A 13,500-nucleotide genomic window follows, 5' to 3' on the forward strand; every position below is an offset into this window, starting at 1 on the left:
ACCGCTCTCTTCAGATGCGATATCCAGCTCAGGTCCACTGCGAAAATCCCGCCGCCCCCATGGGGGCGAAACACTCACTCAACTAACAACACACAACCAACAACCAACGATCAAACGACAACTTGAAATCAGGACTTCACAATTTGATTGGCGGAGTAATAAACACCCACCTGACGTTTCAACCGAATCGCAAAGTGATCTATTCCTCCGATAGCCGCTTTCCCTTTTTACCACGCAGGAGTTTATGCGCTTCGTGGAGTGCTGGGATAATACGGTTGCGATTGGGATGGCCTGCGACGAGGGACTTGATTGCAGCTTCATCAAATTTCACTGCCGGTTTCCCTCCCATCCAATTCCCACCGTCTCCACTTTCGATCATTCCATAACGGTATTTTCCGAAATCGACCATATCCATACCCTTCGCGAGACTCCAAAGCCGCAAGATGTAGGGTAGATTGAGCTCGCCGGGTACTTCGGTGTACCATGGTAAGCCGTTTTTGTAGTCCGGCCACCAATCCTCTCCCAAAGATTCCCGCATGGTCTTATTGAATTTTTCTTCGATGGGAGAAATCGTCTGTTCGATATCGTTGTAGAATTCAAGCGCGGCGATGTGCTCGTCAAAGTCGGATGGGCGAGCCGCTCCCAAACTCAGGGTATGAACCTCTGGGTGGCGTAGACAAAAAAGATCATTGAACGTAATCGGGTGAAGAGGTTTGCAGACTCTCACCAATTTTTCAGGAGGATTGAATAGTTGCCCTCCTTTGTCACTGGGACTGATGATGAAGACTCCCATGTCCTCTTCCCTGGCCGCCATAACCGCTGGCCAATTGGTCTGGTTGATGAAGTACCAGTGGAGGTTGACGTAGTCGAACTCACTCGAGCGAATTACTTTTTCGATCAGCTGGCAGGATCCGTGGGTAGAAAATCCAATATGGCGTATCCGACCCTCCTTTTGCCACCTGCGAGCCACCTCCATGCATCCACCCCGACGCAGAGCCCAATCGAGCTCCTGTTGCTCGTTGATCCCGTGCATCGAGAAGAAATCGATGTATTCAGTCTCAAGGAGTTTGAGAGAGAGCTCGATATCGGCTTCGAACTTTGACGGATCAGCCCTCGGAACTACCTTCGTCTGGAGGAAATAATTTTCCCTTTTCTGAGGTTTGAGTGCGAAACCAAGCCACTGCTCTGAATTTACGTAGCCCCTGGCGGTTTCGATGTGATTGATCCCCAACTCGAATGCGCGGTCGAGAGTGGCGCAGATCTCGTCCTTTTCTGGAGTAGTCAAATCATCTAGAGAGAGGTTGGCGTCCCAGCCCCGGGGTAGCCGCATACTCCCAAAGCTGAACACAGATACATTGTTCTCCGTGCGACCAAAACGCCGATACTCCATACCCCTTCTTTGCTAGGGTTTGGGGTTGAGTCAATTGCGTGAATTCCAGCACCTGTGGAATCTGGACTACGTGATATTTTTCAGAATTTCGGCACCATTTCCGGGCATAGGGGACTACTACTGCGGAATCGCTATTGATTTGCTTTCTGGTCACCACTCGTTAGGACAGTCTCTGTGAAAACGCTTTTTATTCCACTCCTTCTGCTTTTCCCGTTCGGTGTTCATCTTTCCGCCCATCCTAGCGGGCATGATGGGGGTCCTGTTGAAACGTTTATTCATTTCGTAACCGATCCGCACCATTTGGGATTGGCTTTGGTCGTACTTGTTCTGCTAAGCGCGTTGTTTTTTTTCGGACGCAGACGAAAATCCGGGACTCAAAAGCAGCTCCGGGACTAGCACTACTCGCCCTTTTTCGGGTAGATGGTGCCGGTAGTCACCCTTTGTGCTGCAGGCGCAGCAACACTCTATGCAGCTGGATCTCTCCAAATCAAGCGGTCCCTCTCTGCGGGTGCGACCAAGCGGCGGGCTATCGCCGTCACGAATGTCGCGATGTTTCTTTGGGCGCTTCCGCTTTTCTTTATTTCGAGGGGGGAGTTTGACTGGGGTGCATGGAGCACTGCGGTTTGTGCTGGGATCGCTCTGTTTTTAGGCCGGATTCTTTCCGTCAAGGCGCTCGAAGTAGGGGACCTTTCGATTGTTGGCCCTCTTCTGGGGATGAAAACCCTGCTTGTGGCGGTGTTTTCCTTTGCAACGGGCCAGAAAGAGCTCACTACCTGGCTGTGGATCGCAGCAATCCTCGCAACGATAGGGGTCGTCCTAATCCAGCGAGGTCCCCGGAAATTCACCAGGCATCGAAGAGAGGCGGCATTTTATGCAGCAGGTGCTAGCGTTCTGTTTGCAGCCTGCGACATCATGGTCGTAGAGGCCCGTGGCCAGCTGGGAATTGGATGGTTGTCTCCGACTCTCTTTATGACGGTGGCTATTCTCGTGCCGTTTTTAGGAAAGCACCCGGCGCCGCCTCAGAAGGCGCGAAAGGCTATCTATATAGGTTCGGTGATCATGGGTTTTCAGACCTCGCTTGTTATCCTGTTGATTGGCCTTACTGGGCAGGCGGTGCTCATCAACATCGTTTATTCATCGCGTGCGATCTGGACCGTTATTGTGGACCGCTTCTTTGGCAGGGGAGAGGGGGTCGCTGCATTCTTCAAATGGCGTCTCACAGGTTCCGCCCTCTTAGTGGGCGCAATTGCCATCGTGATTTTCGAACGGTAATTCGGACGCCTTCCAGACCTTCGCAAGAGAGAATTCAGAAAATTACGCGGCTACCTCGAGGCTGCTGGGACTTCGCGGTTGAGCTTCCCTGAAACAAAACCTTCCTCGTCGAACTCTACCTTAAGAAAGCCGAGGTGGAGTAGGGCGCTTCGAATTTCCTTGGAGACCCTCTCCAATCGATGTCCCTCGTCACTCGGAACCTCGACCCTCGCGGTCTCTCCAAAGTGTCTTACCCGATTCACCGGGAAGCCAGCCTTCTCAACCACGGCCTCCGCTGCCTCGATCTGCCGGAGTTTTTCTACCGTGATCCGCTGGCCATAGGGGACCCGTGAGGAAAGACAGGGGCTGGCAGGTTTGTCCCAACACTCAAGCGCGAAATCTTCTGCAATCTCCCGCACCGTTTCCTTGCTCACTCCGCACTCGGCAAGAGGGGACCTTACCTGAAACTCATTCGCCGCTTTTATCCCGGGACGGTAGTCCCCGAGATCGTCTGAGTTCGTACCGTTTAGAACCCACCAGCCAGGAAAATCCGCGGCGAGGTCGACCAATTCATCGTAAAGAGTGTGTTTACAGAAGTAGCATCGATTCGTCGGATTGTTGAAGTAATCAGGCTTCTCCATCTCCTTCGTGGTGATCACCCGGATTGGGAGGTCGTGCCTATTGGCGAACCCTTTCGCTGCGTCCAGGTCGGATAGTTTCAAACTCGGAGATGCGGAGATCACCGCCAGGGTCCGATTTCGTCCGAGGTAGTGTTGAGCAAGGAATGCCACAAGGGAACTGTCTACCCCGCCGGAAAAAGCGATCAGTGCTCCGGGGCACGGACGGAACCACGCTTTCAGATCCTCCAGCTTGACCATTGGCACGAGACTGCCAGTCTTTTCGCCTGTGTCAACTTGCTCTGTAGCACCCTGAATCCCCATCTCATTCGTTCCAATACGTTTTACCAAGGCAAACCATGGCCACTCTAGTCTATAACTGTCCTTCCGGAATTAGTGGAGATATGAATTTGGGAGCGATGGTCGGTCTTGGTGTGGACCCTCAAGCTCTTCAAGCCGAGTTGCAAAAGCTGCCGTATGAAGGTTGGAATCTTCATTTTGATCAGGATGAGCGGTCGGGTATCAGTGGAATTCGGACAACCGTGCATGTGCATCCACAGCACTCTCATCACCACCATCACCACCACGATCATGGTCATTCTCACTCCCAAAAGCATGACCACGCCCATGAGGAGGGTCACGAACACCACCACCGTACCTTTAAGGACATTCGGAACGCGATCGAGAAGAGCTCCCTTTCTGGCAAAGTGAAAGAGGACGCAATCGCCTGTTTTCGAGTTCTTGCCGAGGCTGAAGGCGCGGTCCATGGGCTTGATCCTGAAGACGTTCACTTTCACGAAGTCGGTGCGATTGATTCCATCATTGATATGGTCGGTGCAGCGATTTGTTGGGACTGGCTTGGCGTGGATCGAATCGTGTGCCGCAATCTTGAGGTCGGAGGCGGGATGGTTCGCTGCGCCCATGGATTGATGCCTGTCCCGGCACCGGCAACCGCACGATTGTTGGCAGGGGTCCCGTACCGCTCGGGTGGAACAGATAAGGAGACCACTACACCAACTGGGGCTGCCCTTCTGGTCGGGCGAGACTGTGAATTCGAGGCTCTGACTGAGGGAGAGCAAAAGGCTACCTCAATTGGGGTCGGTCAGAGGAAAGACCCGAATCTACCGAATGTTCTTTACGCCACTCTTTTGGAAGAGTCTGCATCCCGCAACTCAGGACCTGCTGAGACCGATACGGTTTGGGAGCTTGCCGCAAATTTAGATGATCAGTCAGGTGAGGCGATCGGTTTTCTCTGTGAGCGCGTTCGCGAGGCAGGGGCATTGGATTGCTGGCAGGTGCCCGCTTTCTTTAAAAAGGGAAGGCCGGGCACCGTAGTTCATTGCCTCACGGACAATGCTCACCGCACTGCCATAGAAAACGTGTTTTTTCAACACAGTGGAAGTCTGGGTGTGCGTCGGCAGCGCTGGGAGCGGACAAAGATGAAACGAGAGGAGGTGGAACGTGAAACTCAGTGGGGCACGGTGCTATTCAAGAAGGCCGTAGGACCTGGTGGATCAGTCACGTGGAAGGCAGGCTATGATGATTGCTCCCGGATAGCAAAAGAGACTGGGAGATCCATCGATGCGGTGCGGCTCTCCATCGAAAAACTAATCGAGACGGATGGAAACTAAAGCGATTCTTGAAGCTTTTAAGGCTGGCGAAATCTCTCTCGAAGAAGCGGAAGCCCAGGTGCTGGGTTTTCGCGATTTAGGACATACTCGGGTCGATCTTGAACGAGAAGACCGCAACGGCACCGCGGAAGTTGTTTTCGGCGAAGGAAAGACGGTCAAACAAATCATCGAAATCATGGCAGTGATGATTGAGCGGGGTCAGAATGTGTTGGTGACTCGTGTTCAACCGGGAATAGCTTCCTCGATTGTAGAAGCCTACCCACAGGCGACTTACCATGAGTTGGCCCGTTTGGTTCAGGTCCGCGTCAAGAATCCAGTACTAGTAGAGGGTCAAATTGCAATCGTGTGCGCGGGAACTTCGGATTTGCCAATAGCCGAAGAGGCTCGAATCACCGCTGAGTTTTACGGAAATCCAACCGAGCCGATTTACGATGCGGGAGTAGCTGGGTTGCATCGTCTCCTTGCCAGCTTGGACAAATTGCGAAGTTGCCGTGTGGTGGTGGTGGTCGCCGGGATGGAGGGTGCTTTGCCCAGCGTCGTCGGGGGTTTGGTCAAGGCACCGATTATCGCCGTTCCGACAAGTGTGGGCTACGGCGCGAGTTTCGGCGGAGTCTCCGCACTTCTTACGATGCTGAATAGCTGTGCGAGCGGTGTCAGCGTCGTAAACATTGACAACGGATTTGGCGCGGGCTTTCTCGCCAGCAGAATCAACAAGTTTTGAGATCTCTACGCGTGATGGCCGTGACCACCGCAGGCATCGCGCTCATACAAAATGGCGCCATGGGCTAACGCCTCGGCGTCTTCAATTTCGTTTACCACGTAGTTTCTCCGATCTGCCGCGTTCATCGGTGACACCCCACAGGCCGCCACTGCCTGGTCCACATATTCAACCTTGTCGACACCTACCACCTGTGTACAGACCTGAGGGTAGCTGAGCGCGTAGCGGACTACCTCCTCAGCATTGGTTTGACTGTGGAGGTGAGTGCGACGGCTGCCGCCAAAGCCCTTCATTCCCAAGACTGCAATGTCATTTTCAATGCAGAGCGGCATGGTGTCCTCTTCGAACTCCCGTGAACGGAGTGCGCCAACTACAGAAACCGGCATCAAAGTGCCATCCCAAGGATAGCCACCTTCGATCAGATCCCGGTGGACCTTTGGATCAGTGTGTCCAGTGAAACCAGTGTAACGAATTTTCCCTTGTTCTTTCGCGAGCTCAAGGGCCTCTATCGCACCGCCTTTTTTATAAGCATCTTCCGCGTCATCACCAACAACGTTATGCATCATCCAGAGGTCGAGATAGTCCGTTTTTAGACGACGAAGCGAGTCTTCCAGCTGGTTCATTGCTTCCTCAGCGGTTGCCATATCCGGACCCTGACGGAAATTACTGAACTTCGTCATTAGGAAGATCTGATCCCGTTTCCCCTTCAATGCGTTCCCCATGTACTCTTCCGCCTGACCTCCGTGGTAGGCCCAAGCGTTCTCAAAAAAGTTCACGCCAAGGTCAAAAGCCCGATCGATAATTGCGTTCGCATCTTTTTGCGAGCCAGCGAAATAGAGCGTATGTCCTCCAAACCCGACGACGGTCAACTCGTCTGGATAGCGGCCGAATTTCCTCTTGGGGATCACCGTGGATTCGGCCTTCTTAGCGAAGGCGCGGGGGGTTCCGGCTAGGGCAGCTGAGCCGAGACCCAACTTTAGAAAATCACGACGGGAAACATTCATGCCCGAGGAATACACTTGGATTGAAGGTTCGTCAAACACTGACGGAGGGCAAATTCGGGTCTCGATAAGATCGTCAGCAAGTTGTGGCGTTGGACGAAATAGTTACTCCGACTGGGTATGCATTTGGGCACAGCTGTAGGAGCGCAATTTTGACGACTGTCCTGTTGCTTCTGACGGTAGGCCCTGTTTCATCTTATCCGCGATGACTAGAAACCTATCCTTACTGCCTCTATTGCTTTTGATTTCCTATTCCGCCGTTGCTTTCGGGGACCCGGCGACTGAACTTGCCGAGGCCCACGGGATCAATGACTGGCAGAATGTGGACGAACTTCAGTTCACTTTCTCCGTGGCCAAAGAGCCTCCAGTATCCCGCTCGTGGTCGTGGAATGTCCCAGAAGGCAGAGTATCCAGAACGATTGAAGGAAATACTGCCGTCATCGAACTCGACAACATTTCCAGCGAAGCGGATCAGAAAATTCATCAACAATTCATCAACGATTCTTTTTGGCTTCTGTTTCCGTTCAGCGTTGTCTGGTCGGAGCCGGAGGTAACAGACCATGGTCTGGTGAGTACCACCATCGATGGTTCGGAGATCGAGTTGAACCAAGTGACCGCCCTATGGCCTTCGGATGAAGGCTACACACCGGGCGATGCTTACGACCTTTTTGTCGACGAAGACGGAACCATACGCGGTTGGACTTTTAGAAAAGGAAACTCCGAAAAGGGGCGGTTTTTTGTTTGGCGGGATCCTGCAAATCTTGGCCCGATTCAAGTCTATCAGTCCTATTCAGTGGGAGAGAGCTCCGACCCTTTTATTGAGATGAAGGATCTACAGATAAAGCTTACTGGAGAGGACGATTGGCGCACGATCCCTTGACTCCCAGGCCGTTAATAACGCCACACGGATACGCATCGGTTAGGGATTGAAGTCTGCATTGTTTCAGAACGGATCAGAAAAACGGCAAGTGCAGGCTAGCTGGTCGTGACCGCTGAAAGCATATCTCCGGATGAGGGCTCTGAAAGTTCGGCTCAAGCTCTTTCCTTTCTGCGCGGCTTGATTGACTGCGGCGTTCGCGACTTTGTTGTCAGTCCGGGTTCGCGGTCGACGCCACTTGTCTTAGGACTTCGCACTTTTTCTCCCGTTCGTTCTCGAGTGATCTTAGACGAACGTTCCGCGGCCTTCTTTGCTCTTGGCTTAGCTGATAGCACCAGGAAACCCGTTGCACTGATCTGCACTTCCGGAACCGCATGCGCCAACTACTTGCCTGCAGTTGTCGAGGCATTCGAACGAGGCGTGCCGTTACTTTTGCTTACGGCTGATCGTCCGCCAGAATTGAGAGACTGCGGATCCGCACAGACGATCGATCAAATCGGATTGTTTGGAAAGTTCTGTCTCTGGTCGATCGATGCGATCGTCCCGCAGGGTTTGGAAGGGGCTTATGAACTTTACCGAATCGCAGTGGAAGGGGTGGGGAGTGTAACAGGGGATGTTCGTGGGCCTGCCCACTTTAATCTGCCGTTTCGGGAGCCTTTTCTTCCAGCATATTCCGGCAATCCTGCGATACCAGACAAGCCCCACGAAGAGATTGAGTCGCCCCATTCAGAAGTGGATTGGGAGCGTATTCGGAATTCGGGACCGGGATGGATTCTTGTGGGTGTAGCGAATCCTCAGGACTCGATTCAGTGGGAGAACTCTGTATTTTCGCTGAGTGACTACCTCGGATGGCCTATCTTTGCAGATGTTTCCAATCCCCTTCGTCATTCATCCGGTGCCGAGGGTAGGGTGGTCACCCAATACGAGGGTTTGATTGGTTCAGGCCTCTTGGATGAGGCCAGAGAATTGACCCCAAAAGCTCTAGTGCAGATTGGTATTCTTCCCACGGCGAAAAACCTTCGTGAAATTCTTGGAGAGTTCCCTGTTCCCCGCTGGCAATGTTCTCCTGAACCAGGAGGCCTCGACCCCTCGCGACTTCCTTTTGAATGGATTTCAGCGCCTCCCGAGAAGTGGAATCAGCTCCCTGATGAAACCATTTCAAATGAGTTTCGAGCCAGTTGGATCGCCGCGGACAAAGCCATGAAAGGTGTAGTGACTGATTGGCTACTGAATAGAACCGGAAACTTCGAAGGGAAACTCCATTACCACGTTTCCCAGTCGGTGCCCGAAGGTTCTCAGATACTGGTTGGGAACAGTCTTCCTGCCCGCGATGCGGAGCGTTTTTGGTTTTCTTCGCGATCAAATGGGGTGCGTCTTTTCATGAACCGAGGGGCAAGCGGAATCGATGGAATGGTATCGACTGCTGCTGGTTTAGCAGAAGGTGGAATTCCGACCTTTGCCATTCTTGGAGACTTAACCTTTCTCCACGATGTAGGTGGGTTGCGTGCTGCGGCGAGGACTGATGGATCACTCACCTTTATTGTGATCGATAATGGGGGAGGGAGGATATTCGGTCAGCTTCCAATCCGATCGGAAACCGAGATTTTCGAAGAGTATTTTCTCACCCCGCAAAGCGTGGATTTCCAGAAGCTCTGCGAAGCTCATGAGATTCCGTTTAAAGAGGTTCATCAGGTGTCTGAGGTAGCAGGCGAGCTTCAAGAGACTCGTCCGGGAGCGCGGGTAATCTTGGTGAGAATCAATTCGGACGACGATGCGACTGCTCGACAGGAATGGAAGAAACTCTTCGAGAGATTCGGAACAGTCTGAAGTGCTCTAACTTCCCCAGACTTCCTCCAAGAACCCAGCTCGACCAGACCCCCGGCGGTAGCGCTCGTAGTGGAGGGGGTTTTTGAGATAATAATCCTGATGGTAAATCTCGGCAGGGTAGAAGGGTTGGTAATCCGAAATCGGGACGACAACTGGACGTTCAAATCGGCCGCTTTCTTCCAGTGCCATCTTTGAAGCTTCGGCGATCTCCCGCTCTTCCTCATTCTGAACAAAGATCTCCGGCCGATACTGAGAACCACGGTCGGCAAACTGTCCACTGAGATCGGTGGGATTGATCTGACGCCAGAAGATATCAAGAATTTCACTGTAGGAAATGACATCGGGATCGTAAAAGACCTGAACTGCCTCGGTGTGGCCAGTCCGACCATAAGCCACATCCTGATAACTCGGGTCAACTTCCGGTCCACCCGTGTAGCCCGAGAACACCGCTTTCACACCCTCCTCTTTTTCAAACGGACCTTCCAGACACCAGAAACAACCACCAGCCAGTGTGGCGACGGCAAACTCGTTGAGCTCCTCTGGAATCACCGCTTTAGCGGTGTCGTCCGAACTGCCGCAAGCGGTGAAAATCGGGAGAACTAGGGCGAGAAAAAGAAGCGTCGGGTGACAGGAAACCTTCATGTTCTTGAAAGGAAGGCACTACTCGGTGTTCGGCAACCTCGATCTCTCGAAAGCAAAATCAGTCAACGCTCTTTAGCCGGACCTCTCGAATAAGACGAGGGACCATTCGCCGTCCGTTCGCACTATGGATTCGATCTTTTCTCCCCAGTTGCGCTCAGCTGCACCTTGAAAAACCGACGCAACTCTCTCTGCCTCATGTGCGAGAATACCGCTGAGTACGAGCCAACCCCCATCTTGAACAGAGGAGGTAAATTCGTCTGCATAAACGGAAAGCACATTGGATTGGATATTGGCGAGAAGGAGTGTGCACTTCCGTTTCGCCAAGCCGTCCTCGATACCCGCTTCGGCAACCATAAGGTCATCATCAAGACCGTTTGCAGTAGCGTTCTCCTTCGTTACCCGGATTGCTTCGGGGTCATTGTCGAAAGCAAAAACCTCTGCGAAACCCAATTTGATTGCAGAAAGTGCAAGGACTCCGCTCCCGCAGCCAGCGTCGATCACTTTACCCTCAACTCCCTTGGCCTCGCTATACTCCACCAGAGCTTCTGCGCACAAACGAGTGGTCTCGTGACTTCCTGTTCCAAACGCCAAACCCGAGTCGAGGTAGACCACCGCTTGGTCTCGCTCCACCGCAAATGACTCACGCTCCCACTCAGGAACCCACTGTAACCTTCCGTAGGCCCATGGTCTGAGGTGATGTTTGTAGGATTCCATCCAATCCTCATCTTGGACGACCTCAACCTCAGGATCTCTGGGTAGAGTAGGAAACTCGTTCCGCAGAGAGTCCCAACGAGAGCGACTTTCTGTTTCGTCATCAAAATAACCGCACAAAGTCACTGCGTCCTCTGGTCGCGGATGAACAATCGACCACGAAGATATTTCCTCACAAAAATAATCCTCGAGCGGTTGGACCAATTCCTCGGGGATCACAGAAAAAATTTTGATCATGCTCAAATTTCTAGGGCATTCCAAACGTGCTCTACTAAAATGCTTCCTTGATGCGCCCAATCATAGCGGAAGTGCTAAATCCTTCGAGAAAAGGAACGAAGACGATGCTTGAACCCACCTCCTCAAATGCCGCTCGTTCCGATTTGTCCAAACTTTCCAGCGTGTAGTCTCCCGCCTTTACGTAAATGTCCGGTCGTATGATTCGAATTTCTTCAGTCAGTCTCATTTCAGGAAAGACGAACACCTCCGCAACAAATGAGAACGCCCGAAGGAGGTAAGCACGCTCAGACTCAGAAAGGATCGGACGTTTATCGCCTTTTAGAGCACGGACACTCCCATCGCCGTTGATTCCGATCCAGAGCTCGTCTCCCATAGCAGCCGCTTCCTTCAGGTAGGACACGTGCCCCGGATGGACGAGGTCAAAACAACCATTGGTAAAAACCAGTGTCTTCCCATCCGCACGCAGTCGCTTTCGTCTCTCAACAAGATCGGCGGCGAGAGGGGGAGTGGGCAGAGACGGGTTCATGAAACTTCGAACGTCGAGCGTCGAACATTGAAGTGGGGGGCTAAACTAAAATTAATCAGTCGAAAATCGACCTCTGGTAGGGCGCAGTCTTCGACAAGCCTCCCTGTTTTCCAATAACAGGTAGGAGGTAGTTCTTTCGTGCATGCCCGGCTTGCCACAGGCTGCGCCCTACCATTTTGAGTCACCGTTTTTCTACTTAAAGATTCCCTTAAAGAAACCTCCCGATTCTGAGTCGGTGTCGTCGCCACAGGCTTTTGCGAACGCCTCCAGAGCCTCTTTCTCTTCGCCACTCAACTTTTTGGGAACATTGATTGAAACCTGGACCATTTGGTCACCGGTTCCGGATCCGCGTAAGTGTGGCATCCCTTTGCCTTTGAGGCGGAAAGTGGTTCCCGTCTGGGTACCGGAAGGAATCTTGATCGAACCCTTGCCTGTGAGAGTCGGCACTTCGAGGGTGCCACCCAAAGCCGCTAAGGTGAACGGAATTTTTAGCTCCATGTAGAGATTGTCGTTTCTCCGTTCGAACAACTCATGGTCCTTTACATGGATCACGATGTAAAGGTCGCCGGATTGACCTCCCCGCACTCCCGCTTCTCCTTTTCCGGCCGAACGCAGTCGCGATCCTGAATCGACTCCCGCAGGAATCTTGACCTTGAGCGTGCTGGTCTCAGTGATCCGACCTTCTCCGCTACAGGTCGCGCAGGGTTTCTCGATGACAACTCCTTCACCGTTACAGGTCGGGCAGACCTGCCGAAAGCTAATGAATCCCCTCGAAGAACTGACTTGGCCAGTGCCCCCACAGGTTGGACAGGTCTTGCGGCCCGAGCCGGGTTCCGCACCTTCGCCGTTGCACTTTGCGCAGGAGACGGGACGTCGGTAGCGAATCTCCTTTTCGATGCCAGAGGCCGCTTCATCAAGCGAAATTTCCAGATCAAAACGTAAATCCGCTCCCTCCAATCCACTTTCGGATACACCGCCTCCAGCACCTCCAAAGAAGTCTTCAAAAATGCCTCCGCCGCCGCCTGAACGTCCTGAACCTCCTCCAAAAACTTCCCGGAAAATGTCAAATGGGTCATGAAATCCACCTCCAGCACCTCCGGCTCGACCAGCGCCCACACCACCTTGAGCAAAGGCGGCATGGCCATAGCGGTCGTAGGCGGCCTTTTTCTCAGGATCCTTGAGGACCTCGTAAGCTTCTGAGATTTCCTTGAACTTCGCTTCTGCCTCTGGGTTATCCGGATTTTTGTCGGGGTGCCATTTCACCGCCATTTTCCGATAGGCCTTCTTGATCTCGTCAGCCGACGCATTCTTTTCGACACCCAAAAGATGGTAGTAGTCTTCCTTGGCCATTCCCTTAACTCTCCTCAGCCGAAGAATCCGCTCCACCATCCTCTTCGGATGGCGAACCGCTAGAAACAATCACTGAAGCGGCACGCAAAAGTCTTTTCTTTAAAGTATAACCCGGACGAACGGTCTTGATCACCTTTCCCTCGGGAACTTCTTCGTGTGCTTCGTGGGCCATACAGTCATGGAGGTTTGGATCAAAATCCTCCCCAGTAGGAGTGCTCTCCTTCAACCCGTAACCCTCGAGGGTCTTTTTGAGTTGGTCCGCAACCATCTGAAAACCATAGGCCACATCCTTCGCCTCTGGGTGGTTGTCTGCCGCTTCCAGGCCAAGTCGAAGGTTGTCCATCGCTGGGAGTAGGTCCTCCACAACCGAGCCAACCGCAAAGTCCCGCAGCTCATCCCGCTCCCGAGCTGTCCGACGGCGAAAATTATCTAAATCCGCAACGCTCCGCAGATATTTCTCCTGGTTTTCCTTAGCCTTTTCCTCAGCCTCGTCGAGTCGTTTGAGGAGAGCACTTTCCGGAGATTCGTCAGTTTCTGGTTCAGAATCTTCCGAAAACTCCTCATGATCTATGGGTGTTGGCTCACCTTCTGGGAGTGGTTCCTCCACAGTTTCCTTTGTGTCTTCTTCCGTGTTTTTGGTCATAGGGAATACGCTCCAAATAAAGTAAGCGGTGGAGATTGTACGAGGAGTTTCGGGACTTCAACCCCCGAGAAGGAGTTTT

General features: G+C 52.7%; 13 protein-coding genes. 5 read left to right on the top strand and 8 right to left on the bottom strand.

Features of this window, described 5'->3' with window-relative positions; genetic code table 11:
• Nucleotides 1-199 precede the first annotated feature (199 nt).
• The gene (locus tag AAGJ81_05925; protein MEM0965668.1) at nt 200-1,330 is read right to left on the bottom strand and encodes an aldo/keto reductase; all 1,131 of its coding nucleotides are present in this window, start codon (nt 1,328-1,330) and stop codon (nt 200-202) included.
• A gap of 480 nt (nt 1,331-1,810) precedes the next feature.
• Between AAGJ81_05925 and AAGJ81_05930 the strand changes: the two genes are divergently transcribed.
• Nucleotides 1,811-2,662, top strand: coding sequence for an EamA family transporter (locus tag AAGJ81_05930; GenBank protein ID MEM0965669.1), 852 nt, complete (start codon nt 1,811-1,813; stop codon nt 2,660-2,662).
• Between the two features lie 50 nt (nt 2,663-2,712).
• On the opposite strand, the gene larE is transcribed toward AAGJ81_05930, so the two are convergent.
• Entirely contained in the window at nt 2,713-3,609 is an 897-nt protein-coding gene (larE, locus tag AAGJ81_05935) for an ATP-dependent sacrificial sulfur transferase LarE (protein MEM0965670.1), read from the bottom strand.
• Nucleotides 3,610-3,617: 8 nt separating this feature from the next.
• Here larE and larC point away from each other — a divergent pair, with 8 nt between their 5' ends.
• Together larC and larB are read left to right on the top strand one after the other, a co-directional pair.
• Complete coding sequence (larC, locus tag AAGJ81_05940; protein ID MEM0965671.1) at nt 3,618-4,889, top strand: nickel pincer cofactor biosynthesis protein LarC; 1,272 nt, start codon at nt 3,618-3,620, stop codon at nt 4,887-4,889.
• On the top strand, nt 4,879-5,610 hold the full coding sequence (larB, locus tag AAGJ81_05945) for a nickel pincer cofactor biosynthesis protein LarB (protein ID MEM0965672.1): 732 nt from the start codon (nt 4,879-4,881) through the stop codon (nt 5,608-5,610). The genes larC and larB overlap by 11 nt, the downstream gene beginning before the upstream one ends.
• Nucleotides 5,611-5,615: 5 nt before the next feature.
• Here the strand turns inward: larB and AAGJ81_05950 are convergent, their stop codons facing one another.
• Complete coding sequence (locus AAGJ81_05950; GenBank protein ID MEM0965673.1) at nt 5,616-6,611, bottom strand: aldo/keto reductase; 996 nt, start codon at nt 6,609-6,611, stop codon at nt 5,616-5,618.
• Between the two features lie 202 nt (nt 6,612-6,813).
• Between AAGJ81_05950 and AAGJ81_05955 the strand changes: the two genes are divergently transcribed.
• Together AAGJ81_05955 and menD are read left to right on the top strand one after the other, a co-directional pair.
• On the top strand, nt 6,814-7,488 hold the full coding sequence (locus AAGJ81_05955) for a hypothetical protein (GenBank protein MEM0965674.1): 675 nt from the start codon (nt 6,814-6,816) through the stop codon (nt 7,486-7,488).
• A 105-nt stretch (nt 7,489-7,593) separates the two neighbouring features.
• The gene (gene menD / locus AAGJ81_05960; protein ID MEM0965675.1) at nt 7,594-9,312 is read left to right on the top strand and encodes a 2-succinyl-5-enolpyruvyl-6-hydroxy-3-cyclohexene-1-carboxylic-acid synthase; all 1,719 of its coding nucleotides are present in this window, start codon (nt 7,594-7,596) and stop codon (nt 9,310-9,312) included.
• A 6-nt stretch (nt 9,313-9,318) separates the two neighbouring features.
• Here the strand turns inward: menD and msrA are convergent, their stop codons facing one another.
• From msrA to AAGJ81_05985, 5 genes are all read right to left on the bottom strand, one after another.
• Nucleotides 9,319-9,954 (bottom strand): peptide-methionine (S)-S-oxide reductase MsrA, encoded by a 636-nt coding sequence (gene msrA, locus AAGJ81_05965; protein ID MEM0965676.1) that lies wholly within the window; start codon nt 9,952-9,954, stop codon nt 9,319-9,321.
• A gap of 72 nt (nt 9,955-10,026) precedes the next feature.
• Entirely contained in the window at nt 10,027-10,902 is an 876-nt protein-coding gene (locus tag AAGJ81_05970) for a 50S ribosomal protein L11 methyltransferase (GenBank protein MEM0965677.1), read from the bottom strand.
• Between the two features lie 34 nt (nt 10,903-10,936).
• Entirely contained in the window at nt 10,937-11,428 is a 492-nt protein-coding gene (locus tag AAGJ81_05975; GenBank protein ID MEM0965678.1) for an adenylyltransferase/cytidyltransferase family protein, read from the bottom strand.
• A 192-nt stretch (nt 11,429-11,620) separates the two neighbouring features.
• A complete protein-coding gene (dnaJ, locus tag AAGJ81_05980) occupies nt 11,621-12,778 on the bottom strand; it encodes a molecular chaperone DnaJ (GenBank protein ID MEM0965679.1) in 1,158 nt (385 codons plus the stop codon).
• 4 nt (nt 12,779-12,782) lie between these two features.
• A complete protein-coding gene (locus AAGJ81_05985) occupies nt 12,783-13,421 on the bottom strand; it encodes a nucleotide exchange factor GrpE (GenBank protein MEM0965680.1) in 639 nt (212 codons plus the stop codon).
• Between the last annotated feature and the right edge of the window lie 79 nt (nt 13,422-13,500).

It is taken from the genome of Verrucomicrobiota bacterium, from assembly GCA_038744685.1.
In the GTDB taxonomy this organism is placed as follows: Bacteria; Verrucomicrobiota; Verrucomicrobiia; order Opitutales; family Puniceicoccaceae; genus Puniceicoccus.

Bases quoted from the DNA above. Each gene is read 5' to 3' on its own strand.
- AAGJ81_05925 (MEM0965668.1), bottom strand. From the start codon at position 1,330: ATGCGGCTACCCCGGGGCTGGGACGCCAACCTCTCTCTAGATGATTTG.
- AAGJ81_05930 (MEM0965669.1), top strand. From the start codon at position 1,811: ATGGTGCCGGTAGTCACCCTTTGTGCTGCAGGCGCAGCAACACTCTAT.
- larC (MEM0965671.1), top strand. From the start codon at position 3,618: ATGGCCACTCTAGTCTATAACTGTCCTTCCGGAATTAGTGGAGATATG.
- larB (MEM0965672.1), top strand. From the start codon at position 4,879: ATGGAAACTAAAGCGATTCTTGAAGCTTTTAAGGCTGGCGAAATCTCT.
- AAGJ81_05950 (MEM0965673.1), bottom strand. From the start codon at position 6,611: ATGAATGTTTCCCGTCGTGATTTTCTAAAGTTGGGTCTCGGCTCAGCT.
- AAGJ81_05955 (MEM0965674.1), top strand. From the start codon at position 6,814: ATGACTAGAAACCTATCCTTACTGCCTCTATTGCTTTTGATTTCCTAT.
- msrA (MEM0965676.1), bottom strand. From the start codon at position 9,954: ATGAAGGTTTCCTGTCACCCGACGCTTCTTTTTCTCGCCCTAGTTCTC.
- AAGJ81_05970 (MEM0965677.1), bottom strand. From the start codon at position 10,902: ATGATCAAAATTTTTTCTGTGATCCCCGAGGAATTGGTCCAACCGCTC.
- AAGJ81_05975 (MEM0965678.1), bottom strand. From the start codon at position 11,428: ATGAACCCGTCTCTGCCCACTCCCCCTCTCGCCGCCGATCTTGTTGAG.
- dnaJ (MEM0965679.1), bottom strand. From the start codon at position 12,778: ATGGCCAAGGAAGACTACTACCATCTTTTGGGTGTCGAAAAGAATGCG.
- AAGJ81_05985 (MEM0965680.1), bottom strand. From the start codon at position 13,421: ATGACCAAAAACACGGAAGAAGACACAAAGGAAACTGTGGAGGAACCA.